We start from the raw sequence: 23,978 nt of genomic DNA, 5'->3' as shown, positions 1-23,978 counted from the left end.
TTTTGTTTTGCCCAAAACATCGCAAGAAAAATAATCCTGAATATTAATTTAGTCAATAAGAATTTTTATTGCGATGATAATTATTTTACACTCTTCAACTGTATTACTTTTTTAACTTTATTAAGCTAAGGTTTATGGCATTTTCAGATACATACAGACTCAGTAGTCACGCGGTTATCACTAACAACCAAGGGCAAGTGTTATTACTAAAAGCTAATTATGGTCAAAAAAGTTGGGGATTACCTGGCGGGGCTTTAGATAAAGGAGAAACCATTCATCAAGCATTACTACGTGAATGCCAAGAAGAGCTTAATTGTGACGTAGACATCGCTTATTTAAGTGGCGTTTATTATCACACAGCGTTTAACTCTCATGCGTTTATTTTCCGTGCTCATTTGGCTGAAGATGCTGAAATAATGTTGAGCGATGAGCACACAGAGTATAGCTACTTTGATATTGATGAGTTATCTAAAGTACAAAAAGAGCGTGTTCTCGACTGCCTTAATTTTGCCAATGATGTCGTTAGTAAGGTGTTTTAACCTATGTTAGATATATATTTGCGTGCAGGGCAGCCAGATGATGCTACGTTTATTGTTGAGCTTTTAAATCAAGCAACATTCTTAGAGCATATTGGTAATAAAAACATTAATACGCCTGCACAAGCTGAGCATTATATTCAACAAACGTTTATAAATAGCCACCAGCAATTTGGTTTTGGTAGCTACATTGTTTGTTTAGCTAATGGTATACCGGTTGGAATGGTAGGGCTCTTTCAGCGCGATGCGTTAGCTATCCCCGATTTAGGATTTGCCTTGTTAGCTAAATATGAAGGCAAGGGTATTATTACAGCTGCTGCTCGGTTATTGATGGCAAAAAAACACGTATTAGAGCTTGGTGTGCTTGCTGCAATAACCTCGCAAACAAATATTGGCTCACAGAAGGTGTTACAGAAACTTGGTTTTGAGTTTATAGGCGATGTCATCATTAACGATGACAATCAGCCTCTAAAACTCTTATTAAAGAGCAAGCTTTGATACTTCGTTTGCAACCTGTTTGTTTACCTTTAGCCACGTTGACTCAAGTGTTGCGACAAGCCCTTCGTAATCACTGTCTTGAAGTGGTGTAAGCTCATTAAAATAATTGACCGCCTTTAACTTTCGGCCAGATTCAGGGTTTGTATAGTACAAACGCCAAAGCCCTGCAATGTTGGCATTACCTTGTTCATCGCCATTAAAGTGATGTAGCTCATATTCTAATTCATAGAAACTTTGCTGATCTAAATCGGTGATCACTGGCAAGCCTTTTATTACCATCCAATTTTCAAGTTCAGTGTAAAGTTGTTGATGGGCACTGGCGGTTAACATTAAATCAGGTGATTCGCTCCATAAATGGTAGTTAGCAGCATTGACTCTGTTGTTTTCGAGAACCATCGCAATGCCACGATTATTAAGCGCACCACGTAACTGTACGGTGTTAATTCTGAGCTGAGCTTGCGTATTCTCAGCTAAGCGCTGCATTGCAACAATTGGCTGCGAAAATTGATAATACTCAATGGTTGAGAATGACGTTTGACTGCAGGCCGAAAGTAACAGCACTGATGCCACTGAAGCACAGAGTTTATAGTTCATTATTGTTTCCTCGGCGTTGGGTCTGCTGGTAGCTCTTTATCAAAGATCAACATATTAGGTTGCTGGTTTAAACCTCGAGTGAATGGCTGTAGCTCTTCACTTAAACGTTTAAATTCAGATAAAGTCGTTTGCAACTGCTGGTGGAATGTTGAACCTTGCTCGTAACTTGCCATGGTTTTTTCAAATTGTTTCATGGTTTTATCGAACTGTTGCATGCTCTTAGTCATTTCTGCAAAGTTGCGATTTATATCACCCGGTAAGTCTTGCGTATCTTGTTTATTTAGTAGCTCTCTCATGTCATGAGCAAGCGCTTGGTACTCGGCAAAGGTGGTCTGCATTTGCGCTAAGCTATCTTCAATTTTAAGATTATTCACTTTATTTAATACATCAGAGACTTGGTCTGCTATGACCGTAATACCGCTTGATACGCTGGGGAATACAGTGTAATCGGCAATTGTTTTTAATTCGGCTGGTTCGGCGTTATCGTATATATCTAAGTCAACGTACACGGCACCCGTGAGTAAATTACCTGGCTTTAAAGACGCTCGCAGGCCATTTTTGATCCAACCATCTAAACTTGAATGCCAAAACTCGCGTGCTGCTGTACTGTCATGATACAGGCGCCCATATTCAATTTTTATCAGGGCTGGTACTGCGGTGTTATCGGTTCTAAAATGTGCAGGTTTGCCATCTATAATGACACTTGCAGGTGCTTCAACCACACTACCGATACGCATACCTCGGTATTCGACAGGTGCGCCAGTGCGTAAGCCGCGAATTGATTGCTCAAAGTCGATTAAGTAGTAGTCAAAATCATAAAAGCGTTCTTCTAAAGCGGCTTTGTAGCTGTTACTTAAAGAAAAACTATGGCCGTTACTGGCCACTTCACCGGGCGTTTGTTGTTCTGGAATGCCGACTGAAATACCACCTTTAAGCAATTTACTTAATGAGCCTGTGTTAACATTAATACCATCTGCAGAGAGGTCAATTTCGATCCCTGAGTTCACCCAGAAAATAGAGTTTAAGGTGATCAAGTTTTGATAGGGTTCATTGATAAAAATGCCATATTTCATCGCTTGATTCTTCCAATCAAACGTGGCGGTTTCTATTTGACCTATTTTGTAATCTTTAAAGTAAATACCGGTACTCACATCAAGTACTTCTGCGTTATAGCTTAACAGGGTAAAACGGCCACCTTTTACATCTTTACCAATTAAAGCCGGTTCATCTTGTAGCTCAAATTTTTCGGCTAGCTTTTTACTTTCACCCGGTGCAAATTCTAAATACACACCAGAGAGTAGGGTACTCATGCCGCTAATTCCGGTGTCATCAATCCGTGGTTTTACAACCCAAATTTTCGCATCATCAGTGAGTAAGTCATCATAATGTTTATCGATTTGCGCCCGTGCGATGACACTATTTTGTTTGTCTGATAAACGAACATGGTCGATTTGGCCAATCTTTACACTACGTACCTTTATTTCTGTTTTACCAGCCACAATACCTTCTGCATGAGGCATTTTGATAAAGATGGTAGTGCCTTTATTTGCTTGATACTGGTACAACATCCATGCGCCAATTAATAAGGCAATAACGGGTATGATCCAGATTGCCGATATATTTGGCGCTGTTTTTATTTTAGCGGTTTCGCTCATGCCAAGGTCTCTTGTTTCGCAGTACTTAAGTTATCTGGGTTATCCCACAATAAACGGGGATCAAACGCATGGGCTGCCAACATTTGGCATATAACCATGGTCGTAAAAAATATTGTGCCAATGCCAGGTGTCACTGACATTAGGTTTCCTAGTTGTACTAAGGCTACTAGAATCGCCACAACAAATACATCGATCATCGACCATTTGCCAATAAATTCAGTCAATTGGTAGATGCGTGTATAGCTTTTAGTTTGTCTGTTTGCTGGTCGCATCACCATAAAGCATAAAAAACTTAATATGAGTGCTTTGGCGAGGGGAACAACCACACTCGCTAAAAAGATGATCATTGCGATAGGGTACGAACCACTATTCCATAAAATCATCACGCCACCAATAATCGTCGATGGCGTTTCATCGCCAAGGCTCGTGGTATACATAATAGGATAGACATTGGCAGGGATATAACAGGCCACTGAGGTTAATAACCATGCTGCTGCTTTTTGCACACTAAAAGGGTTACGACTGTAAGTTTTAGAGTCACAGCGTGAACAGATTTCGGTTGCACACAGTTGCCCACAAACATGACATGCTCGTAAACCTTGGTCAATGGCCCGTGTGTTAGGCTTTGTTTGCTCAATATATTCTGGTTCTTTTAATTGTTGCCATAAGGTGTGCTTATTTAATTTTGCTGTGGCTGCTACATAACAAATAACAAAAGCGCTATAGGCCCAAAAGCTTACACCAAATTCAATATCAGCCATCGACATGATTTTAACCATACTGACCATCACGCCAATTAAAAAAATCTCTGACATGATCCAAGGTTCTAATGCAAAGGTGGTTTTTAACAGCCTTTTTCCCCATTGATACGGCAGCGCTTTTAGTAAGCCTAAATGCAAAGGAATTATGAGTATTAATAAAAGTAGGGGCAGACCAATAATACTGGTGTCTATGAACAAACCTAAAAAGTCATTGTCGTAATTAAAGAGAATTCGTGCGGCATCGGGTAAGGTGATTGTTTGAGTAATGCCACTACTGGTAAAAGACAGGAATGGATAAAACATACTACTGAGTAGCATAACAATAGCACTTAAACTCAGTGCGACCACCATACTATCTTGGTTAGCTTGCGATGCCGAAAGCTTTGTATTGCAATGTGGGCATATTGCCACTTGTTTTGCACTTAGATGTGGGATCTCAATAACTAGATCGCAGCTAGGACAGGCTGTTTGCAAACTTAGGGTCTCTTAAACAAGAACTTAGTTAAGTTTGCATCAAATAGTGTGTAAATACAAATGCACCTTTGTTTAATATAAGCTAATATTTGTACAAAGCGATTACGCTTTTTAATACATTTAATTCTTTAAGGTGAGCAGTGAAGCAATTATTTATCCTTTTAATGTTGTTTGTTAGTGTTAAAGGTGAGTGTTTATCTGAGCCAAATACGCAAAAACCGATTGTTGTTGCTGCAAGCGCCTCTTTGCCTCCTTATGTTATTCAAGACACTAACAGTGGTATTCAACTTGAAATATTGAAAGCTGCTTTTAAATCGCAAGGCATTTCTAATATCGATATCCATTACATGTCTAATAAGCGTGCTGAGCAGCAGCTTATGCAGGGCAAGGTTGATATTGCATTAAATTTTCCACCCGTACTCACGCCGCATGTTTATAAAAGCGACGAATTACTGAGCTACCAAAATGTGGCGGTTAGCCTTGCCAATAAAGAGCTGAAAATTAATAGTATTTATGATTTAGCTGGTAAAAGCGTGCTTGCCTTTCAAAATGCCACTAATTTTATCGAGGCACCTTTTAAATCGGTTACCAATATTTTGCGTTCTTACGAAGAAGTGGTAAATCAAGAAGCGCAAGTTGATCACCTTATGAAGGGCTGGGTCGATGTCATCATCTTGGAGCGCCGAGTGTTTTTATATTATTTAGAAAAATATAAACAAAGCGCTGAGGTTAAACCTTTTATTGTGCATGCAATTTTTAAAGAAGCACCAAGACCTGCGTTTTTTTACAGTAAAACGTTAAAAAACACGTTTAATTTGGGTCTTGGTGAGATCATAGAATCAGGCGAATACCAAGCAATTATTCGCCTTGATGGTACTGAGTACGCTCAGCTTTCAGAGCCTGAGTTACGCGAATAACGCAACAGTTTGGCGGCTAAGCGCAATCAGCTTACCATCTTCACTCCAAATGCAGCCATCTTCTAGCCCATAGCCATCCTTACTATGGTGTGTAATAGCTTCGTAGCCAATCCAAGCATCATGGTTGATCGCTGGCTCTTCTACAAATTCTATATACCACGACATACTGCTTGCTGGAGCTGGTTGTTTATACATTTGTAACAGGGTGGGTGGCCATGCATCTGTTAGGGCAATGATATGCGCTTCACTCATTTGCTCTGGTGCATGTTTGAATTTCATCCAACCACCTAAATGTGATGTGTCAGCGCCAGAGAATGGCATATTGCCGTCTTGTAAGCATAACGCCACATGTTGAAAAAATGCCGGCATTACACCTTCTTTATAAGGTAGTGTGAAACGCTCATCAACCGGTTTTAGCTGCATGGTTTTAGTAACATCTACACGTACACTTGATTGGCGCTCAGCCCCAAAGCACGCTTGGGTGATAACACAGACATCGCCATTTTGAATTACTTTAGCGAGTACCTGTGCACTGTTTTTTCCTTCACGTAAGACTTCAACGTCGATTGTAAAATCACAGTCAGCGATTAATGGCCCAACAAAGTTAGTGCTTAAAGATAATAAACGGCGAGAGTTATCGATATGCTGACGAATAGCTTGATACAGTAAAGCGGCTGATAAACCACCAAAGGCAGTACGACCCTGACACCAGTTTTCTGGAAACTGCATTACTTTAGTTTTATCTTTGCCAAGTTCAGCTGCCATGGCGAGTAATTGATCAAAATGCATAATTTTCCTTAACATTTATAATTATGTTGTTTGTTATAGCATAGCTAAAGTCATCAGACCAGTTCGTTTATCCTGCAAGCAGGCTGAGAAAACAGCCTTTATTGAAGAAAAAATGCCCATTTGGAAAATATTTCAAAAAAAAGTAAATTTTTTTCATTTTTACAGTTGAATTCAGTTTCCTGCACCCCTATCTACTAGTCATCGAACGTTTTAACGAATTCTGAAGTTGGAGAAGATTCATGGGTAAAATTATTGGAATCGATTTAGGTACTACTAACTCGTGTGTAGCAGTACTAGACGGTGATAAAGCACGCGTTATCGAGAACGCGGAAGGCGATCGCACAACACCATCGATCATTGCATATACGCAAGACGGTGAAACACTAGTTGGTCAACCAGCAAAACGCCAAGCGGTAACTAACCCAACTAATACATTATTTGCAATCAAGCGTCTAATTGGTCGTCGTTTTGAAGACGAAGAAGTACAACGCGATATCGGTATCATGCCTTTCAAAATTGTAAAAGCTGATAACGGTGATGCATGGGTTGAAGCACGTGGCGAAAAACGTGCGGCACCACAAATTTCAGCAGAAGTGCTGAAAAAAATGAAAAAAACAGCAGAAGACTTCCTAGGTGAGCCTGTAACAGAAGCAGTAATCACAGTACCTGCATACTTCAATGACTCACAACGTCAAGCAACTAAAGATGCTGGTCGTATCGCTGGTCTTGAAGTTAAACGTATCATCAATGAGCCAACAGCCGCTGCACTTGCATACGGCATGGACAAAAATAAAGGTGAAAACGTTGTTGCAGTATACGACTTAGGTGGTGGTACTTTCGATATCTCAATCATCGAAATTGACGAAGTTGAAGGCGAGCACACGTTTGAAGTTCTTGCTACTAACGGTGACACTCACCTAGGTGGTGAAGACTTTGATAACCGCGTTATCAATTACTTAGTTGAAGAGTTCAAGAAAGACCAAGGTATTGACCTTAAAAATGACCCGCTTGCAATGCAACGTGTTAAAGAAGCTGCTGAAAAAGCGAAGATTGAACTTTCTTCTGCACAGCAAACAGAAGTTAACTTACCGTACGTGACTGCTGACGCAACTGGTCCTAAGCACATGAACGTTAAAGTTACTCGTGCAAAACTTGAGTCACTTGTTGAAGACTTAGTCACTAAGTCAATCGAGCCGCTTAAGCGTGCACTAGCTGATGCTGATTTATCAGTAAGCGACGTAAATGACATCATCCTTGTTGGTGGTCAAACACGTATGCCTTTAGTACAAAAAACAGTTGCTGAGTTCTTTGGTAAAGAGCCACGTAAAGATGTTAACCCTGATGAAGCTGTTGCTGTAGGTGCTGCGATTCAAGGTGGTGTACTAGCTGGTGACGTTAAAGACGTACTACTACTTGACGTATCTCCGTTATCACTAGGTATCGAGACTATGGGTCAAGTAATGACAGCATTAATTGAGAAAAACACAACGATTCCTACTAAGAAATCACAAGTTTTCTCAACAGCTGAAGACAATCAATCAGCGGTAACGATTCACGTACTACAAGGTGAGCGTAAGCGTGCAAGCGACAATAAATCTCTAGGTCAATTTAACCTAGAAGGTATTCGCCCAGCACAACGTGGTACACCTCAAATCGAAGTAACATTCGACGTAGATGCAGACGGTATCTTACATGTATCTGCTAAAGACAAAGATACAGGTAAAGAGCAGAAGATCACAATCCAAGCTTCTTCAGGTCTAAGCGATGAAGAAGTAGAAAAAATGGTACGTGATGCTGAAGCGCACGCTGAAGAAGATAAAAAATTCGAAGAGCTAGTAGCGACTCGTAACCAAGCTGATGCAATGGTTCATGGTACACGTAAGCAAATCGAAGAAGCGGGTGATGCATTACCGGCAGAAGATAAAGAAGCAATCGAAGCTGCGCTTACTGAGCTAGAAGCGGCGATTAAAGGTGATAACAAAGAAGAGATTGAAGCGAAAACTCAAGCTCTTGCTGAAAAATCACAAAAGCTAATGGAAATTGCGCAAGCTAAAGCACAACAACAAGGTGGTGCGGATGCAGGTGCACAGCAATCTTCTGCAAAACAAGACGACGATGTTGTTGATGCAGAGTTCGAAGAAGTGAAAGACGACAAGTAATTGCTTGTTTCGCTTCTGCCTAACGCAATAATGGCTGCTTTGTTTAGCCAATTAAGTTAGGATGAAATGATTGAGGCGCGCCAGCGATTTCGCTTGACGCGCCTTTTGCATGTATATAAACGGTAAAGTCGTTCGACTTACCTTACGCAGTGTAACTGCAGTAAAAAGAGTAGTGTGATAGATATGTCAAAAAGCGATTATTATGAAGTTCTCGGCGTGAGCAAAGATGCCAGCGAACGAGACATAAAAAAAGCGTATAAGCGCTTAGCGATGAAATATCATCCAGACCGTACCGCAGGCGATAAAGAGCTTGAAGCTAAATTCAAGGAAGTAAAAGAAGCCTACGAAGTATTAACTGATTCACAAAAACGTCAAATGTATGATCAATACGGTCATGCAGCCTTTGAACAAGGCGGTGGTGGTCACGGCGGCGGCTTCGGCGGCGGTCATGGTGACTTTGGCGATATTTTCGGTGATGTGTTTGGAGATATCTTTGGTGGCGGTGGTCGTCGTCAATCGCGCCAACAACGTGGTTCAGACCTTCGTTATAACATGGACTTAAGCCTTGAAGAAGCTGTTCGTGGTAAAGAAGTTGAAATCAAAGTACCAACGTGGGTTAGCTGTAAACCATGTGACGGTAGTGGTGCAAAAGCAGGCTCTAAACCAAAAACGTGTACAACCTGTCATGGTGCGGGTCAAGTACAAATGCGCCAAGGTTTCTTCGCTGTACAACAAACATGTCCTACGTGTCAGGGCACGGGTCAAATCATTTCTGATCCATGTGATAGCTGTCACGGTCAAGGTCGCGTAGAAAAAACCAAAACCTTATCGGTTAAGATCCCTGCAGGTGTTGATACAGGTGACCGTATTCGCTTATCTGGTGAAGGTGAGGCGGGTATGCATGGTGCACCAGCTGGTGACTTATACGTTCAGGTTTCTGTTCGTGAACACCCGATTTTCCAACGTGATGGCAATAACTTGTATTGTGAAGTACCAATTAGCTTTACAACAGCTGCACTGGGTGGCGAAATTGAAGTGCCGACCCTCGATGGCCGTGCAAAACTGAAGATCCCAGCAGAAAGCCAAACGGGCAAAATGTTCCGTATGCGTGGCAAAGGCGTTAAGTCTGTACGCAGTGGCGCTCAAGGTGACTTGATCTGTAAAGTGGTTATTGAAACGCCAGTGAATTTAAATGACCGTCAACGTGAATTGCTTGAAGAGCTTGAGCAAAGCATGGGTAAAGATGGCTCAAAAAACCGTCCAAAGGAAAAAGGTTTCTTTGACGGTGTGAAGAAATTCTTCGATGACCTAACTAAGTAACTCCTATTTAGTAACTTAGTTAGACAGTAAAAAGGCGCTAATAAGCGCCTTTTTTTATTTCGAATTAGTTATCTTAGTGATCTAAGAATAAGTAGTTTTGCCAACTTTTCATTCTGATTAACACTTTACGCATCACTGATACGTGTTCGAAGTGTTCTGAATAAACTGCAACTTCTGTGCTTGTTCCTTGTGGTAGATGATATTCACTCATGTCATCAGTGATTTTTAAGGTAACAATAGCGCGGCCTTGTCGTGCGAAAAACTCACTGCCCATTAGTGTGCCTTGCGCTTGTACTTGCCCTTCACCAATAGCGGGTAACACATCGATTACTTCACCTGCAAAAGTTTTACCTGGAATAGCTTTAAAGATAAAGTCTGCTTTGTAGCCTGGTTCGAGTCTTAATAACGAATTTTGTCGAAATGCAGCTACGTAGACGGTGTCTTCTTTGTGTACAAAGGTCATCACCGGACGAAGTGGCATGGGTACAGCAATCATGCCTGGGCGCAATGTTAGTTGTGTAACATAGCCATCGGTAGGGGCATACACACTGGTGCTGTCTAAGTTAAACTGAGCTTGCTCTAAATTCGCGCGAGCAGCGGCAATTTTAGTTTGTTCGCCGTTAATTTCTGACTCAAATGCAAGTTTTTGGCGTAACTCTTCGGCTTGTGCCGCCTCATAACTTGCCTTTGCAGCTAAGTAGACCCCTAATTTATTATCAACTTGGCCTTTTGAGTAGGCTCCGCTTTTTGCGCCTTTTTCATAGCGTTCGTATTCTTTCTTACTGCGGTCATGTTCTGCTTTAGCCATCAGCGCGCTGGCTTGCGCTGATTTATAGGCTGCTTCTAACCCGAGTACTGATTGTTTGGCATCTTGCAAAGCCGCAATTGCTTGATTTAGCTTTGCTCGGTATAAGGTGTCGTCTAGGCGAAACAGTAAGTCACCTTTTTTAACTGGCTGATTTGGCTTTACTGCGACTTCTTCAACTGTGCCACGCACATTTGGCACTATTGGCGTCGTAACATAGACACTGCTTGCCATATTTGAATGTGGGTGATTGTAGTTCATTAATAGAATTAAAGCGCCTATCAGCACTACACCACCGAGTACCGCGGTAGGTACTGTCCATTTATTAAGTGGGATTTTAAAAACTTTGAAAATACCAATGCACAATGCGGTATAAGTGAGTATTAATAACAAATCCATAGTTTATTTCTCTTTATTATTCGATTGAGCATTTACTTGTGCTTGTAGTGCTGCAACGGTGGCTGTTAGGCTTGCCACTTTTTCAGCTAAGTCTTCTTGTTCCTTTTGAATCTGGTTAAAACCCCAGCCTCGGTCATCACGCCATAATGTCGCCCAAACCCATAAAAATGGCCACAGCACGTGTAGGGTAAATAGGCTGACCCAGCCGGCATAATGAATGGCATCTTGATGAGGGTGATTACGTTTTTTGGCAATTTCGTAGGGAATATCGTGAATGGCAATAACACCATAAAATATTACTACCGTTACAAACACTAGCATGACCAGCGCAAAGTAGTCTAAAAACATGTACTTTCCTTTGTTTAACTTATAATCAATTTAATAATACGTGAAATTTCCCTAATTCCTAGTCGGTATTTTCAGATTTAGTTCAGTACAACGTAGTAGTCGGTATCAGCAAGGCAACGACATAAAGTCACATCCTCTGAAAAAGTTGTGTTTTGTATTCGGCCTTTTTCTAAGCCAAGCGTATGGCATTTGCTTTGACAATCCATATAGGCATTCCATGCGAGGTATTCGTTACACACAAAATTAACCGCATACAACATCATTGTTATGATACATATTTGTTTGAGTAGATAGAGCCCGGTTCGTCTAGACATGTTTATTACTCTGCCCAGTATTCATAATTTAAGTTTAGTTCAATTAGTTTAATTAAGTGTGCTTTGCTTGTGCATTTGTATTGCCTTGTGCTCCTTGTTCACGCTATGTTTTATAAAGTTACTGCTAATGAATCAGTTATGAGAAGTTTAATGACGCCAGCTATTAATTTATTAAAAAAGAAAGGTATTCGTTTCGATGTGCTCAGCTATCAGCACGATCCCTTGCATCAACAGTTCGGTCTTGAGGCTGTTGAGAAATTGAATCTTCCTGCTGAACAAGTATTTAAAACCTTAGTACTTGAAGATGCTGACCACCAGCTCTTAGTTGCTATTGTGCCAGTTAGCCAGCAAGTTAACCTTAAAATGCTAGCAAAAGCGGCAAAGGTTAAAAAAGTACAGATGGCCCCACAACAAAAAGTCGAAAATACCACAGGTTATATTTTAGGGGGAGTGAGCCCGCTAGGTCAGAAAAAGCGCCTTACTACCTATGTACATCATTCTGCAGATAGCTTTGATGTTATGTATGTTTCAGCAGGTAAACGTGGCTTGGAGATTGCGTTGGCACCTAAGGATTTATGTAGTTTATTAAATGCTAGTTTGGCAGACTTTTAACAATGTATTTTCGGTAGGTTATGCCAACGGGTTGTGTAATGAGGCGATAAATATTCGCGTTTCATGTGCCAACGGGTTGTAGGAGTTTCGCTGGCTATGGCAAGGGTACCCACGCCATAACGAGCATTGATGCTATCAAGACACGTCATCAGTTTAGGGTTATCGATAGGCGCTTGAAATAGATCAGGTTGCTGAAACATTTGGCTTGATAACTCTAGGGCACCTACACCACATTTATAAAATCGGACCCCTGGTTTATAGAGATGATCAAATACCTCGCTGATAGCATTGGCAAACACGCAACTATCGGCGGTGGCGACACTAAACTCATAAATATAGGACTTTTTATAATAGCCATCTTGGTGAGGAGAGCTGGCCACAAACATTAATAAGCGTTGAGTGTGTGAGCCTTGCGCACGTAGTTTTCTTGCTACAATGACACAATGATTGATCAGTGCCGTTTTCAGCGCGGTGGCGTCAGTGATACGCTCTCCAAAACTACGGGTCGAAAAAATCTCTTTTTTGTCTTGGCGTACTTCATCCCAGGCTAAACAGCTTTTACCGCGTAACTCGTTCACTGTGCGCTCTAATACAATGCTAAATAGGCGTTTCATTTTTCGTGGGTCTTGCTCGGCTAAATCAAAGGCTGTATTAATATTCATTGCTTTGAGTTTTTTAGCTAAGCGTCGACCAACGCCCCAAACATCTTGTATGTCCATGGCTTTTAAAATGGCTACCCGTGAAGGTTCTGAGTCAATCACTGCAACGCCATCAAAGCCGGGGAGTTTTTTCGCTGCATGATTGGCGGCTTTGGCTAGGGTTGCTGTTGGGCCAAATCCAACCCCAACAGGCAGCTTTGTTTCGCGCCATACGGTACGGCGAATATCATGGCCATAACCATGCCAGTCGTGAATAAGCTTGTTGAAACCAGTAAAGTTTAAAAATGATTCATCAATAGAGTATATGTGCTGATTATCGCAAAAGCGGCCAATTACATTCATCATTCGCTCGCTTAAATCCGCATACAGCTCATAGTTAGATGAGCGGATCACCACTTGGTTATCTTCGAGTATTTTCTTTACTTGAAAATAAGGCTGAAATTTTGGAATAGCCAGCTTTCGTGCAATAGGGCACACAGCACAAATACAGCCATCGTTGTTGGTGAGAACCACAACCGGTTTACTACGAATAGCCGGATCAAATACTTTTTCGGCGCTGGCATAAAAGGCCACTGCATCGACTAAGGCGTACATGCTAACAGCTCTTTACTACTGCGATGTAAGCGAATTGAGCGAGTGACCACGCCTTCTAATTGAAATTCATCCGATTGGCGTAGTTGCACTGCAGGGTATTTAGGCGAGGCTGATAATAGCTGGGCATTGTGTTTATCTAATAGCTTACAAACAAATAAACCATTTAGATTCGCGACAATGACATCGCCATTTTTAACATCTTCGGCGCGATCAACCAGTAATAAGTCACCATCAAAAATCCCCACACCTTGCATTGATTCGCCAGAAGCAATACCAATAAATGTTGCATCAGGGTGTTTAATCAATAGTTGATCTAATGATAAGCCTAGCTCTTTGTATTGTGCTGCCGGTGATTCAAAACCACATACGCCAGCTTCGATATAAATAGGAATAACACGCATAACAAAACCACTATACTGTACGTTTGTACAGTATAGTGGTTTGTGGTTATCTTGCCAATAAGATCACGGCGTGTTGTGATTAATATTTTCGATCATGGTTGTGGCAATAGCGATAAAATCACGTACTTGCTGATCCGTTAAACCGTGGCAAAGTTTGGCATCAACCTCTTGCTCTGCAACTTCTAAACGCGAGAACAGGGCGTTACCTTGATCAGTAAAGGATAAAATTAAACAGCGTTTGTCATTTTCGTCGGCACATTTAGAAACCAGTTCAAGCTTTATAAGCTCTTTTACTAAGCGTGCTATTTGTGCTTTATCACGACCGGTTTTGGTAACAATATCATTAGCGGTACAGTGCTGTGTTTCGGCAATGATATGTAAACAGCGTACATGCAGCGCATTAAGACCAAGCTCGTTGGCGTTAATGGCTTCGCGTACAGTGACACGGTAACTTTGTGCCAGTGTAAATAAAGCAGAAGAAAGTGAGGTTTGTGGCATGGTTCACCTAAGTTCAGTTGGTGGAGTTAGTTGACAAAGTCAATCAAAAGCGTATAGTTGACTATATCAACTATTGGGGCGTTGTGCAATTTAACCAGCTAGGAGAGAAAGATGGCTAGAAAAGTTCGTCGTGCAAACGTATTAAGTACTACACGTATTTCCCCGCATCTACAAAGAATTGTTGTTGGCTCAGAGGAGTTTGCCGATTTTCCACAAGATGCAAAAGGTGCGTACGTAAAGGTATTACTCCCGCATGCCGGTGAATCTAAGGTTGAACTTGATTTACACGCTGAGCATCCTGCATTAATGCGCTCTTACACTATTCGTGATATCAACCCCGTTAACGGTGCAATTACTCTTGACTTTGTGGTTAACCAACATCAAGGCGTGGCAACCAACTGGGCACAAAATGCGTGTGTAGGCGACGAGGTAGGTATAGCAGGCCCGGGCCCTAAAAAACTCACTGATTTTACGCAAACACATTATTTAATGCTGGCAGATTTAACCTCTGTCAATGCAATCAATGGCTACTTACAAGCCCTGCCACAAGATGCCACTGTCGATGTCATTATTCATGTTGCTGATAAAGCCGACATCATTGAGCTTGAGCAAATTGAAGCACACAGCCAACATAGTGTTGAATGGCTAGTTACAGATGAGCCAGAAACAGAGCTACTCGACCAAGTAACACGCTTATGTGCTGGCTATAACACGCAACCTATGGTGTTTATGGCACTAGAAGCAAACTTGGTAAAAGCAATTCGCCGTTTAGTAACAAGCAGTTTTGCGATTGACCATGAACACATTGTTGCATCGGCCTATTGGAAGCGTGGTATTGATGCCGATGGCCTAAAGGTGGAAAAACAGCAACAAAGCCGTGCCTAATTAGCATTTGAAAAAATGCCATTCGCTCTCATTAACTAATTATAAAGAGTTAAATTTTGGAGAGCGAATGTCAGACCTTACCAATACACCTTTTTCATTGCTTGAATTGAGCCCAATGAAAGAGCACGAAACCGTTTCGCAAACACTAGCAAATAGCGTTACCTATGCACAAACAGCCGACAAACTGGGTTTTAATCGGTTTTGGATGGCAGAGCATCATAATATGCGCGGTATCGTGTGTGCCGCAACTTCTGTACTGATAGGCCACATCGCAGGCAAAACCCAGAATATCCGCGTAGGTGCAGGTGGGGTGATGTTACCTAACCACCCACCGCTGGTGGTTGCTGAGCAATTTGGCACCCTAGAGAGTTTATACCCCGGTCGCATTGATTTAGGTCTAGGCCGTGCCCCAGGTAGTGATCCAATTACCAGCCGTGCTTTACGCCGTGACGAACAACGCGCTGAGCACTTCAATGATGAGGTAACTGAGCTGCAAGCTTTACTTGGCCCAAATAAGGGTGACTCTCCAGTACGCGCAATTCCAGGTGAAGATACAAATGTACCAATCTGGTTACTGGGCTCAAGCCTTTATAGTGCTGGGCTTGCTGCTAAAAAAGGTTTGCCATATGCATTTGCTGGCCATTTTGCGCCACGTTTTGTTGAAGATGCCATTGCATTGTATCGCAGAGAATTTCAGCCATCTGAGGTATTAGATAAGCCATACGTCATGCTTGGTTTACCTGTTGTTGCCGCTGATACCGACGAACAAGCACAGTTTTTAGCAACCACAGCGAAACAACGTATCTTAGCACTTATGCGCGGCAAGCCACTTTGGCTTAAAGAGCCTGTTGCAACAATGGAAGGGTTGTGGACAGCGCAAGAAAAAATGCAAGTAGAAAGCTTTTTAGGGCTTTCAGTTGTGGGCGGTCAAGCGAGCGTTAAGCATAAGCTGAGTATGATTAAACAAACGCTACAGGTTGATGAGTTTATTTTTACAAATGACCTGTATGAATTGAGTGACAGACAACATGCGCTGGAAATATTAGCAAGCATCATGCACTAATACGGTTTAGCAAATAGTAAATGCGTGTAATGAGTTTTTATGCGCATTGCTTAAGCCCTGACACTCATTTATTAAACGGTTTTATAGATTAAATCAATTTATATAATCCGTTTTAAGGATTGAATTTAACTTTATACAATAGATTTATTAACCATTACCCTAGGAAGGTGCACCGTGAAATCTCAAACAATTGCCGCAGTAGAACCACAAACAAAAACAGCATTAATCGCTGAGGGTGGTGGGCAACGAGGGATTTTTACCGCAGGTGTACTCGATGCGTGGTTAGAAAATAATTACGATCCATTCGATTTATTCATTGGCACGTCGGCAGGCTCACAAAACTTAACAAGTTATTTAGCGCGTCAAAAAGGCTATGCAAAACGTCTGATCAGAGGGCTTTCGCGGCATAAACGTTTTTTTCAACTTGGCCGCGGGCTGTTTGGTAAAAGCATTGTCGATCTTGATTGGTATTTTGATAAAACCAAAGAAGTAAATCGCGCTTTAGATTTTAAAACAGCAACACAAAGCCTAGGTAATCGCGAACTGTTGATCACAACCACTAACGCGGCTGATCGTAAGCCCTATTACTTGAGCCCAAATGGTGAAGATACGCAATGGTTGGCTCTGTTAAAAGCATCAAGCGCATTACCGTTTTTATATAAAGATGGCGTTAACTTAACTCCTTGGTTAACAACCAAGGCCGCAAACGATGCCATTATTCAAAGCTCTAATACTGATTTAGTCCATGATATGTATTTAGATGGTGGCCTAGCTGCACCTTTACCCGTGAAAGAAGCCTATAACCGTGGTGCCCGCGATATTGTGGTTATTCGTACTGTTGATGAAAACTTCCAAGTACAATCTGAATGGGTAAATAAGTTAAAGTCACTCGTTTGTGTATCTGGTTATTGCCCTAAAACCATTGATTACTTGGTTCAACACGAACAAGCTTATCAAGATGAATTAGATTTCATTGCAAACCCGCCAAGTGATGCCCGTATCACACAAATTTTTGCAGGTGATAAATTACGCAGTAAGCTGCTGGGTAGTACAGATTCAGATCTTCGCTATGATCACAAATTAGGCTTAGCGGCAGGTCGTGCCTTTTTAGAGCAACAACTGCTAAATTAGTTGGGAGCAGGCTCAGGTAATTAATCCCATTGCCTACTTGAGATATTTGTAAATAGAGTTAAAGTGGTTAGCTATTCACTTTTTGTGATTTTTTATCTATAAGAACAATAAAGGCTTGCCATGTTTAACAGTGCTGTATCGACAATCAATGGTCTTCTTTGGGGAGAAGGCCAAATTCTTATCTATATTCTTCTGTTTGCTGGGATCTGGTTTTCGGTCAGGTTAAAAGCGATTCAATTGGTTAAGTTTCGCCATATGTTTAGCCTATTAAAGTCGAGTAGCAGCACCGATAAAAACTCAATTAGTTCGTTTCAAGCTTTATGTACTGGTCTTTCAGCTCGCGTGGGCACAGGTAACCTTGCAGGGGTTGCCGTTGCAATTTCGTTAGGGGGCAGTGGCGCAATATTTTGGATGTGGGTGATTGCCATTTTGGGCATGGCCACAGGCTTTGCCGAGAGCGTACTTGGGCAAGTTTATAAAGTCAGGGATGCCAATGGCGAGTTTAGGGGCGGGCCTGCTTATTATATTCAGCAAGGGTTAGGCAGCAGAGCGCTTGCGGTGTGTTTTGCCTTTTGTTTATTCCTTGGTTATGGCTTTACGTTCAGTGCCATGCAAACGAATACCATTACCGATGCCCTTAATTACGCATTTGAAATTCCAACTTTGTATTCTGGTATTGTGATCACGATACTGGCTGGCTCTATTATTTTAGGCGGCTTTAAAGCTATTGCCCGCTTTGCTGAACGCATTGTGCCAGTCATGGGCATTTTATTTGTACTTGCCGCTATCATAATTACTTTACTGAATATCGGTAAAGTACCTGCGATGATTGAAGATATTTTACTTTCAGCCTTTGGCTTACAAGAGGCAGGCGCAGGGGCTATGGGCGCAGCAATTAAAAATGGTATTCAGCGAGGGCTTTATTCGAATGAAGCCGGAGCGGGTAGTGTACCCCATGCATCAGGCTGTGCATCGCCAGTACCAAATCACCCAGTCACTCAAGGCTACATTCAAATGCTAGGGGTGTTTTTCGATACTATTGTGTTGTGTAGCTGTACGGCAGTGATTATTTTATTAGCTGATATTGATATTAGCGGCGAAATGGAAGGGATCCGCTTAACTCAATCTGCGATGACAGCACATATGGCGGCTGGTGGCATTTATTTTGTAGCAGCTGCAATTTGTTTATTTGCGTTTACTTCTGTTGTAGCAAATTATGCCTATGCAGAAAGTAACCTACACTTATTTAAACTAGATAATAAACTCGGCCGAGGTATTTATACCTGTTTATATTTATCCATGATGATTTGGGGCGCATCGGCCACCATTAAACAAGTGTGGGATCTTGCAGACATTGCTTTAGGTTTAATGACAGTGGTGAACGTTATCGCTATCATACGCTTAACGCCAACGATCTTATCTGTGACAAAAGACTATCATAGTCAACGTGAAGCAGGACAAGAACCTAGTTTTGATTCTGAAAAAGTGCAGGTTCAAGGTCAAACAGAACAAGGGATTTGGCGCAAATAAGCTAAAACAATAACGAGAAAAGTGACCATGATAGATATTTATGCAGGGCCTAGTGCTGCAAAAGTAATTCAAGAGCAAGGCCTGTCTGCCGATTTGTTTAATACCTTTTTAGGTGCAAGCGGCGGGCCGAAATGGTTTACATTATTTGGTTTAGATAAATATCTATTTGGTGAGTTTTTTAAAGACCGTACCACACCTTTAAACTTATTAGGATCAAGTGCTGGGGCATTTAGAGCTGCCTGTTTTGCACAAAATGACCCTGTTGCTGCAATATCTCGATTAGCAAAGTCTTACTCTGAAACACGTTATTCATCGAATAAAGCAAAACCAGAAGAAATAACAACAAAAGCACGAGAGTTATTAAGCACTGTTTTTGCTGAAAATGGTATTCAAGAAATTATTAACAACCCTATTTTTAAAGCCCACTTTATCGTTGCAAAATCGAATGGCTTTACAGCATCAGAAAACAAAGTGATGCAGTTAATGGGGTTATCTAAAAGCTACTTAGTCAATCGAATGAATAGGCGTTTGTTAAGCAAGCAATACGAGCGTTATGTATTTCAGCCTGCGGATAGTCAGTTATCGTTTTCAGATAACAATACTTTCAATACCCATACTATTGACCTTAGCGAAGATAATTTAGCTGATGCATTACTTGCTTCAGGTTCTATTCCATTAGTCATGCAAGGCATTAAAAATATCACAGGAACACCACCAGGTATGTATCGTGATGGCGGTATTATCGATTATCACTTTGACCTAAGTATTCATAATGACGGGCTTATTTTATATCCGCATTTTAATAACAGCCCAAAAGCAGGTTGGTTTGATAAGAGTTTAAAACGGGGTATTACCCCAAGTAATTATGATAATGTGGTGATGATCACTCCATCAGCTGACTTTGTTGCTTCATTACCTTTTGGCAAAATCCCCGATCGTAAAGACTTTACTGACCTTGATGCTGATACACGAATTAAATCTTGGCAACAAGTATTCAAAGAAACCGAACGGTTAGCAGAGGCATTTGATGCGGTGTGTACTAATAAGCACACACCGAAAATAAACCTTATCAAATAATATTGCTTTCACTACTTAAACTGATTAATCAAAGATGTTTGCTCAGTTACTTTACTTAGTAACGCTTCGCAAAGTTGCTGTGAGGTATGGCCAAGTTCAGTACACTCATGAGCAAAGTCTTGCGCTGAGGTTAAGTTGGTAGCAATAACCTGGCTTGCTGTGAGTTGTTCATTCATTGCATGCGCTATGATGCTATTGAGCTCGCTTAGTTTGATAGACTGGGCTTTAATATGGTCTAAACTATCGCCGCTTTGATGTGCTAATTCAACACTTTTAGCCGACAAGTTAAGTCCATCGTTCATGGCAATTTGAGCTTGTTTTGAGGCATGTGTCAGTTGATTTAGCACATTATTTATTTCTTCAGTTGATTGCTGTGTACGCGATGCCAATGCTCGAACTTCACCTGCAACAACAGCAAAGCCACGGCCATGGTCACCTGCTCGGGCAGCTTCGATGGCCGCATTTAAAGCAAGTAAATTTGTTTGATCAGCAATGGCATTTATTTCAGATAAAATTGCCACAATGTGCTGGTTACCTTCAATTAAGTTTGCTACTTGGCTACTTGCAGCTTTGAGTTTTTCATCAAGTTCACTGATTGAATTTATCGTTTGCTTGACCGCCAGTGAGCCTTGTTCGGTTGCTTGATTTGACTCTTCAGCAGCCTGATTTGATTGCATTGTGCTCGATGAAAGCTCATTAATTGAGGCCGTCATTTGCTCTGTGGCAACAACAATTTGCGAGACTTCATCAGTTTGTTTATTTAAAAGTTCCGTCACGTTATGGCCTGATTCTGCACACTGTTGGGCGTTATGATTAACGCCCATGGTCACATCATTAACACGACCAACAACCGCTTTTAATTTTGCTTGTTGCATCTCTAAGGCAAGATGTAAAAAGCCAGATTGATCATTGGTACCAGAATACAGATAAGCCATTAAAGGGTTGTCGTAGACTTGTTTTGCTTTAGTAATCAGCGCTAAATATTTTTGACGCCAAAAATACATGACTCCATTGGCTGATGCCAAAAGTAGTACTAGTACACAGTTAAAAATATTGAATTCAGAACTCAAAACGGCAGCCAAACAACCTAAAAAGCTAATGAGCAATAGGGCACTTATGTAAAGAGTGGCATCAAACTTTGTTGCAGTGGCATGAGATTTTTGGTTATTGTTTATTTTTGCGTATTCATCGGTTGCTCTTTGTATAACCTCATCACTTTGCTTAGTTCTTACAGATTGAAACTCAACCGTACGACCATTGCTATCTTTGATTGGTGTTACAAAAGCATTCACCCAATAGTAGTCTCCATTCTTACAACGATTTTTAACAGGCCCCATCCAAGATTGACCATTTTTGAGATGCTGCCATAAATCTGCAAAAGCCAGTTTCGGCATATCAGAGTGACGAACAAGGTTATGAGGTTTACCCACCATTTCGTCTAATGTGTATCCAGCTATTTTACAAAACTCATCATTGGCATAGGTAATATGGCTTTGTAAATCTGTCGTTGAAAGAAGGATGTCAGATTCAGAAAATTTAACTTCGGTATTGGTATTAATTCTATGTTTCACGTCAAAATCACCCAAGTACAGCTTTGCATTCAGATAGTTAAATTAGCGGACTAAATAAACAGGCTGAGAACAAAAAATGAATCAGTGCTAAATTAGCAAAGAATGTTTATAAACAATTTAGCGATTAATCAGTAAAAAAGAACTAGGAAAATTCCGGTTTTATGTTGCAAAAGTTAATATTATTTAACTAAGAAAAGTTAGGTGCCTGAGTTAAAAGTTGGCTAAAATTGTAAAATTTAGCCAACTTGATTTTTAAAAATACATTAATCACGCAAAATAAAATCACTTTGACAGGGCGCTTCACCAGGGCTTTGATCTAATTTTGCATTTGGGCAATTTTTAGTAAAAAATAGCGCTTCTTCTAAAGAGTTCATTTGGCTGCAATATTGACGGTCATCACATTCATACTCTGGCTTTTCATAATCTGATAGTGTGATTTCACGGTTGTGACTGTAATTTAATTTTACGGGATCAATGATTTTTGTTTGCAGCGTTTCCGTTGGTGAGATGCCCCCATAATTAACTGCATAATAATCCCATGCGAAATAGCCGATAATGATGATTAGAAAAAACTTCCTCATGATGAATCCTTGTTATTATTGTTTAGACTAATGTGAATCGTGAGCGGTATTAAGGCCTAAACCTTATGGCCCAATCCGAAAGTCTTACTATAATAAGGTGAAGAAATAATATTAAGTAAAATTAGTGGCTTATGAATTAAATACGAAATTTCTGATAGTGTTGATAAATCAAAAGTTTGAACTTAACAACAGTTTTAAGTATTTAATCATTAGAAATGTTGGGTTTAGAAAACTAGTTAAATTAATTGCCGATACATGAAGATTACAATGTATATGCTTCCCATAAATTACGGTACGTAAAAAATAAAAAAGGGCAAAAAGCCCTTTTTTATTAGATGTTTAATTTCGCTGTCATTGTTGACAGTTTGGCATTGGTAAAGGATCAGTTTGATGAGATAGGGCAATATTCCATCATTTTTGACTTATTACTTTCAGTGGGCTCTTTACGATATTCGTCTAAGAAAAATTTACAAACTTTTTTGTCATACTTAATTATTTGATTTTCTTTAGAAGGAGGTTTGTATGAAGGCTTATGACTACGAACCTGAGTCTTTTTAGGTTGTGAAACTTGACTCATTGCTTTTGATGTAGCATCAGAAACGAGTTTCAACTGATACATAGTCCAAGCTTGATCAACACTCCAGATAGTTAAACCTGATAATGTTAAGCAAGCATATAATTTTAAATAATCGAATTGCATTTCAACTCCCTGTTTTAAGTGCTAACTCACCAACAATATCTAGTAATTGTTCTTGAAGATCAAATAAATATTTGTCTTGTACTTTAGTTTCGGATTTAAGCTTTTTGTACATGGTTTCATGTTCCTTAGCTGACCATTTGTAGCGATGCACAAACTGAACGTCTGACGGTTTTACTTTACCCCACGGTGTTGTCATAACGTTATTATGATATGAAATACTACATTCTGCCCACGGGCCAGTATCAGGCAAATAGCCTCGATACATTATCCAAATCAGTTTTTCGACTGGTTTACTGGCTTTATTTGCTTTTACATATCTCCTTACTTGTCGTTCACTTACTCCGAGTTCTTTAGCTCCTTTTGCGTAGTCATATCCGAATAGCGTAACGAACTGCAATTTAAAGTTGCCCATTGTGATTTACTCCTTTTTTAAAAATCACAATGCACACTCGATATCGGTGTAAGTGGTTTCGCTCCCCCCCTATTAGTATATGGGGGGAGGGTGTTTCCCTCGGCTGCTGTGCCGTCCTTAACTCAGCTTGGTTTATCAGAAGGCAATCAACTTTTGTTGAAAACAGACTAGGGCAGTGAGTGCGATGAGCTATTTCACTGAATTGATTCCCGACCCTAATAAACTGTACGTAAAATGGAAACGGTTTCGCGATGAAATGTGAATTTTCTGGAATGTATGACATGGCTACGCCATCCTCCAAGAACTGGAGATACAAAGGTGAGTGGTACGTAATAAATTTGTTCATTATTACGTACCGATACGAATATTACGTAAAAAATTACGTACCACTAAATGGCCTTTTTCATACGGCCTGTCCGGACATTTCTTGCCATAAAAGGTATATGGTCTGGGTTATCAATCAGAAACTCTATCATCTGTTTAATTTCAACTTCTGATTCGTCAGGTATCCAAAGGGTTACTTTCTTTAGCCCTTTAGCTTTTTGTTTCTGCTCGTATTTTTGGTTTCTAGTCATAGTGTCACCAGTGACATACTGTATGGTTGATTATTTTCTATCCCAAGCCGCTACGCTCAGGCTTCGCTTGGCGGCTTGGTCTATCAATTAAAATAGGGCATTTAGATCTATTGAATCCTC

General features: G+C 40.7%; 26 protein-coding genes. 11 read left to right on the top strand and 15 right to left on the bottom strand.

Annotated elements, in window-relative coordinates; translation table 11 throughout:
- Positions 1-134: 134 nt before the first annotated feature.
- Together CWC28_RS09010 and CWC28_RS09005 are read left to right on the top strand one after the other, a co-directional pair.
- The gene (locus tag CWC28_RS09010) at positions 135-539 is read left to right on the top strand and encodes an NUDIX hydrolase (protein WP_138625018.1); all 405 of its coding nucleotides are present in this window, start codon (positions 135-137) and stop codon (positions 537-539) included.
- Positions 540-542: 3 nt separating this feature from the next.
- Positions 543-1,034 carry a GNAT family N-acetyltransferase gene (locus CWC28_RS09005; RefSeq protein WP_138625017.1) on the top strand — a complete coding sequence of 164 codons (492 nt, stop codon included), beginning with the start codon at positions 543-545 and terminating at the stop codon, positions 1,032-1,034.
- On the opposite strand, the gene CWC28_RS09000 is transcribed toward CWC28_RS09005, so the two are convergent.
- The 3 genes from CWC28_RS09000 to CWC28_RS08990 are packed head-to-tail and all read right to left on the bottom strand — an operon-like array spanning position 1,017 to position 4,518.
- Complete coding sequence (locus CWC28_RS09000) at positions 1,017-1,628, bottom strand: PqiC family protein (RefSeq protein WP_063703708.1); 612 nt, start codon at positions 1,626-1,628, stop codon at positions 1,017-1,019. The two genes, CWC28_RS09005 and CWC28_RS09000, sit on opposite strands and share 18 nt — an antisense overlap.
- A complete protein-coding gene (pqiB, locus tag CWC28_RS08995; RefSeq protein WP_138625016.1) occupies positions 1,628-3,283 on the bottom strand; it encodes an intermembrane transport protein PqiB in 1,656 nt (551 codons plus the stop codon). Before pqiB ends, CWC28_RS09000 begins: the two co-directional genes overlap by 1 nt.
- A complete protein-coding gene (locus tag CWC28_RS08990) occupies positions 3,280-4,518 on the bottom strand; it encodes a PqiA/YebS family transporter subunit (protein WP_063703712.1) in 1,239 nt (412 codons plus the stop codon). The genes pqiB and CWC28_RS08990 overlap by 4 nt, the downstream gene beginning before the upstream one ends.
- A 140-nt stretch (positions 4,519-4,658) precedes the next feature.
- Here CWC28_RS08990 and CWC28_RS08985 point away from each other — a divergent pair, with 140 nt between their 5' ends.
- On the top strand, positions 4,659-5,435 hold the full coding sequence (locus CWC28_RS08985) for a substrate-binding periplasmic protein (protein ID WP_063703714.1): 777 nt from the start codon (positions 4,659-4,661) through the stop codon (positions 5,433-5,435).
- On the opposite strand, the gene CWC28_RS08980 is transcribed toward CWC28_RS08985, so the two are convergent.
- Positions 5,424-6,224 carry a thioesterase family protein gene (locus tag CWC28_RS08980; RefSeq protein WP_063703716.1) on the bottom strand — a complete coding sequence of 267 codons (801 nt, stop codon included), beginning with the start codon at positions 6,222-6,224 and terminating at the stop codon, positions 5,424-5,426. The genes CWC28_RS08985 and CWC28_RS08980 overlap by 12 nt on opposite strands.
- Positions 6,225-6,463: 239 nt before the next feature.
- Here CWC28_RS08980 and dnaK point away from each other — a divergent pair, with 239 nt between their 5' ends.
- Positions 6,464-8,383 carry a molecular chaperone DnaK gene (gene dnaK / locus CWC28_RS08975; protein ID WP_063703719.1) on the top strand — a complete coding sequence of 640 codons (1,920 nt, stop codon included), beginning with the start codon at positions 6,464-6,466 and terminating at the stop codon, positions 8,381-8,383.
- Between the two features lie 183 nt (positions 8,384-8,566).
- Positions 8,567-9,703 carry a molecular chaperone DnaJ gene (gene dnaJ / locus CWC28_RS08970; RefSeq protein WP_063703722.1) on the top strand — a complete coding sequence of 379 codons (1,137 nt, stop codon included), beginning with the start codon at positions 8,567-8,569 and terminating at the stop codon, positions 9,701-9,703.
- A 73-nt stretch (positions 9,704-9,776) separates the two neighbouring features.
- On the opposite strand, the gene CWC28_RS08965 is transcribed toward dnaJ, so the two are convergent.
- The 3 genes from CWC28_RS08965 to CWC28_RS08955 form a co-directional block, all read right to left on the bottom strand.
- Positions 9,777-10,907, bottom strand: a complete 1,131-nt coding sequence (locus CWC28_RS08965; RefSeq protein ID WP_063703724.1) for an HlyD family secretion protein — start codon at positions 10,905-10,907, stop codon at positions 9,777-9,779.
- Positions 10,908-10,910: 3 nt separating this feature from the next.
- Positions 10,911-11,255 carry a DUF3302 domain-containing protein gene (locus CWC28_RS08960; RefSeq protein ID WP_063703726.1) on the bottom strand — a complete coding sequence of 115 codons (345 nt, stop codon included), beginning with the start codon at positions 11,253-11,255 and terminating at the stop codon, positions 10,911-10,913.
- Between the two features lie 77 nt (positions 11,256-11,332).
- The gene (locus CWC28_RS08955) at positions 11,333-11,569 is read right to left on the bottom strand and encodes a hypothetical protein (protein ID WP_138625015.1); all 237 of its coding nucleotides are present in this window, start codon (positions 11,567-11,569) and stop codon (positions 11,333-11,335) included.
- 150 nt (positions 11,570-11,719) lie between these two features.
- On the opposite strand from CWC28_RS08955, the gene ybaK reads away from it, so the two are divergent.
- A complete protein-coding gene (gene ybaK, locus CWC28_RS08950; protein ID WP_063703728.1) occupies positions 11,720-12,181 on the top strand; it encodes a Cys-tRNA(Pro) deacylase in 462 nt (153 codons plus the stop codon).
- Here the strand turns inward: ybaK and CWC28_RS08945 are convergent.
- The 3 genes from CWC28_RS08945 to CWC28_RS08935 form a co-directional block, all read right to left on the bottom strand.
- On the bottom strand, positions 12,178-13,434 hold the full coding sequence (locus tag CWC28_RS08945; protein WP_063703730.1) for a Y-family DNA polymerase: 1,257 nt from the start codon (positions 13,432-13,434) through the stop codon (positions 12,178-12,180). The genes ybaK and CWC28_RS08945 overlap by 4 nt on opposite strands.
- Positions 13,422-13,835: a LexA family protein gene (locus CWC28_RS08940; protein WP_054552219.1), complete on the bottom strand. Its 414-nt coding sequence runs from the start codon at positions 13,833-13,835 to the stop codon at positions 13,422-13,424. Before CWC28_RS08940 ends, CWC28_RS08945 begins: the two co-directional genes overlap by 13 nt.
- Positions 13,836-13,898: 63 nt before the next feature.
- The gene (locus CWC28_RS08935) at positions 13,899-14,333 is read right to left on the bottom strand and encodes a MarR family winged helix-turn-helix transcriptional regulator (RefSeq protein WP_054552220.1); all 435 of its coding nucleotides are present in this window, start codon (positions 14,331-14,333) and stop codon (positions 13,899-13,901) included.
- A gap of 111 nt (positions 14,334-14,444) precedes the next feature.
- Between CWC28_RS08935 and CWC28_RS08930 the strand changes: the two genes are divergently transcribed.
- The 5 genes from CWC28_RS08930 to CWC28_RS08910 all read left to right on the top strand — a co-directional run bounded on the left by CWC28_RS08930 (position 14,445) and on the right by CWC28_RS08910 (position 20,019).
- Positions 14,445-15,218 carry a siderophore-interacting protein gene (locus tag CWC28_RS08930; RefSeq protein WP_105180310.1) on the top strand — a complete coding sequence of 258 codons (774 nt, stop codon included), beginning with the start codon at positions 14,445-14,447 and terminating at the stop codon, positions 15,216-15,218.
- 67 nt (positions 15,219-15,285) lie between these two features.
- Entirely contained in the window at positions 15,286-16,281 is a 996-nt protein-coding gene (locus tag CWC28_RS08925) for an LLM class flavin-dependent oxidoreductase (RefSeq protein ID WP_138625014.1), read from the top strand.
- 174 nt (positions 16,282-16,455) lie between these two features.
- Positions 16,456-17,412: a patatin-like phospholipase family protein gene (locus CWC28_RS08920; protein ID WP_138617266.1), complete on the top strand. Its 957-nt coding sequence runs from the start codon at positions 16,456-16,458 to the stop codon at positions 17,410-17,412.
- A 120-nt stretch (positions 17,413-17,532) separates the two neighbouring features.
- On the top strand, positions 17,533-18,942 hold the full coding sequence (locus CWC28_RS08915) for an alanine/glycine:cation symporter family protein (RefSeq protein WP_054552224.1): 1,410 nt from the start codon (positions 17,533-17,535) through the stop codon (positions 18,940-18,942).
- Between the two features lie 27 nt (positions 18,943-18,969).
- On the top strand, positions 18,970-20,019 hold the full coding sequence (locus CWC28_RS08910; protein ID WP_138625013.1) for a patatin-like phospholipase family protein: 1,050 nt from the start codon (positions 18,970-18,972) through the stop codon (positions 20,017-20,019).
- Positions 20,020-20,030: 11 nt separating this feature from the next.
- Here CWC28_RS08910 and CWC28_RS08905 read toward each other — a convergent pair whose 3' ends face one another.
- The 5 genes from CWC28_RS08905 to CWC28_RS08885 all read right to left on the bottom strand — a co-directional run bounded on the left by CWC28_RS08905 (position 20,031) and on the right by CWC28_RS08885 (position 23,858).
- Positions 20,031-21,590: a methyl-accepting chemotaxis protein gene (locus CWC28_RS08905; protein ID WP_138625012.1), complete on the bottom strand. Its 1,560-nt coding sequence runs from the start codon at positions 21,588-21,590 to the stop codon at positions 20,031-20,033.
- 263 nt (positions 21,591-21,853) lie between these two features.
- Positions 21,854-22,171 carry a hypothetical protein gene (locus tag CWC28_RS22730; protein ID WP_063703743.1) on the bottom strand — a complete coding sequence of 106 codons (318 nt, stop codon included), beginning with the start codon at positions 22,169-22,171 and terminating at the stop codon, positions 21,854-21,856.
- A 382-nt stretch (positions 22,172-22,553) separates the two neighbouring features.
- The gene (locus CWC28_RS08895; RefSeq protein ID WP_138625011.1) at positions 22,554-22,871 is read right to left on the bottom strand and encodes a hypothetical protein; all 318 of its coding nucleotides are present in this window, start codon (positions 22,869-22,871) and stop codon (positions 22,554-22,556) included.
- A gap of 1 nt (position 22,872) precedes the next feature.
- On the bottom strand, positions 22,873-23,283 hold the full coding sequence (locus CWC28_RS08890) for a hypothetical protein (RefSeq protein ID WP_138625010.1): 411 nt from the start codon (positions 23,281-23,283) through the stop codon (positions 22,873-22,875).
- A 389-nt stretch (positions 23,284-23,672) separates the two neighbouring features.
- Entirely contained in the window at positions 23,673-23,858 is a 186-nt protein-coding gene (locus CWC28_RS08885) for a hypothetical protein (protein ID WP_105180822.1), read from the bottom strand.
- Between the last annotated feature and the right edge of the window lie 120 nt (positions 23,859-23,978).

Source organism: Pseudoalteromonas sp. S4492 (genome assembly GCF_005886115.1).
In the GTDB taxonomy this organism is placed as follows: Bacteria; Pseudomonadota; Gammaproteobacteria; order Enterobacterales; family Alteromonadaceae; genus Pseudoalteromonas; species Pseudoalteromonas gelatinilytica.
This window is presented reverse-complemented; position numbering and strand designations above follow the sequence as displayed.

Coding starts and splice junctions, on each gene's coding strand:
- CWC28_RS08910 (WP_138625013.1), top strand. CDS start 18,970: ATGATAGATATTTATGCAGGGCCTAGTGCTGCAAAAGTAATTCAAGAG.
- CWC28_RS08925 (WP_138625014.1), top strand. CDS start 15,286: ATGTCAGACCTTACCAATACACCTTTTTCATTGCTTGAATTGAGCCCA.
- CWC28_RS08890 (WP_138625010.1), bottom strand. CDS start 23,283: ATGGGCAACTTTAAATTGCAGTTCGTTACGCTATTCGGATATGACTAC.
- CWC28_RS22730 (WP_063703743.1), bottom strand. CDS start 22,171: ATGAGGAAGTTTTTTCTAATCATCATTATCGGCTATTTCGCATGGGAT.
- pqiB (WP_138625016.1), bottom strand. CDS start 3,283: ATGAGCGAAACCGCTAAAATAAAAACAGCGCCAAATATATCGGCAATC.
- dnaK (WP_063703719.1), top strand. CDS start 6,464: ATGGGTAAAATTATTGGAATCGATTTAGGTACTACTAACTCGTGTGTA.
- CWC28_RS08960 (WP_063703726.1), bottom strand. CDS start 11,255: ATGTTTTTAGACTACTTTGCGCTGGTCATGCTAGTGTTTGTAACGGTA.
- CWC28_RS08965 (WP_063703724.1), bottom strand. CDS start 10,907: ATGGATTTGTTATTAATACTCACTTATACCGCATTGTGCATTGGTATT.
- ybaK (WP_063703728.1), top strand. CDS start 11,720: ATGACGCCAGCTATTAATTTATTAAAAAAGAAAGGTATTCGTTTCGAT.
- CWC28_RS08955 (WP_138625015.1), bottom strand. CDS start 11,569: ATGTCTAGACGAACCGGGCTCTATCTACTCAAACAAATATGTATCATA.
- CWC28_RS08930 (WP_105180310.1), top strand. CDS start 14,445: ATGGCTAGAAAAGTTCGTCGTGCAAACGTATTAAGTACTACACGTATT.
- CWC28_RS08915 (WP_054552224.1), top strand. CDS start 17,533: ATGTTTAACAGTGCTGTATCGACAATCAATGGTCTTCTTTGGGGAGAA.
- CWC28_RS08935 (WP_054552220.1), bottom strand. CDS start 14,333: ATGCCACAAACCTCACTTTCTTCTGCTTTATTTACACTGGCACAAAGT.
- CWC28_RS08940 (WP_054552219.1), bottom strand. CDS start 13,835: ATGCGTGTTATTCCTATTTATATCGAAGCTGGCGTATGTGGTTTTGAA.
- CWC28_RS09000 (WP_063703708.1), bottom strand. CDS start 1,628: ATGAACTATAAACTCTGTGCTTCAGTGGCATCAGTGCTGTTACTTTCG.
- CWC28_RS08945 (WP_063703730.1), bottom strand. CDS start 13,434: ATGTACGCCTTAGTCGATGCAGTGGCCTTTTATGCCAGCGCCGAAAAA.
- CWC28_RS08980 (WP_063703716.1), bottom strand. CDS start 6,224: ATGCATTTTGATCAATTACTCGCCATGGCAGCTGAACTTGGCAAAGAT.
- CWC28_RS09010 (WP_138625018.1), top strand. CDS start 135: ATGGCATTTTCAGATACATACAGACTCAGTAGTCACGCGGTTATCACT.
- CWC28_RS08885 (WP_105180822.1), bottom strand. CDS start 23,858: ATGACTAGAAACCAAAAATACGAGCAGAAACAAAAAGCTAAAGGGCTA.
- dnaJ (WP_063703722.1), top strand. CDS start 8,567: ATGTCAAAAAGCGATTATTATGAAGTTCTCGGCGTGAGCAAAGATGCC.
- CWC28_RS09005 (WP_138625017.1), top strand. CDS start 543: ATGTTAGATATATATTTGCGTGCAGGGCAGCCAGATGATGCTACGTTT.
- CWC28_RS08895 (WP_138625011.1), bottom strand. CDS start 22,871: ATGCAATTCGATTATTTAAAATTATATGCTTGCTTAACATTATCAGGT.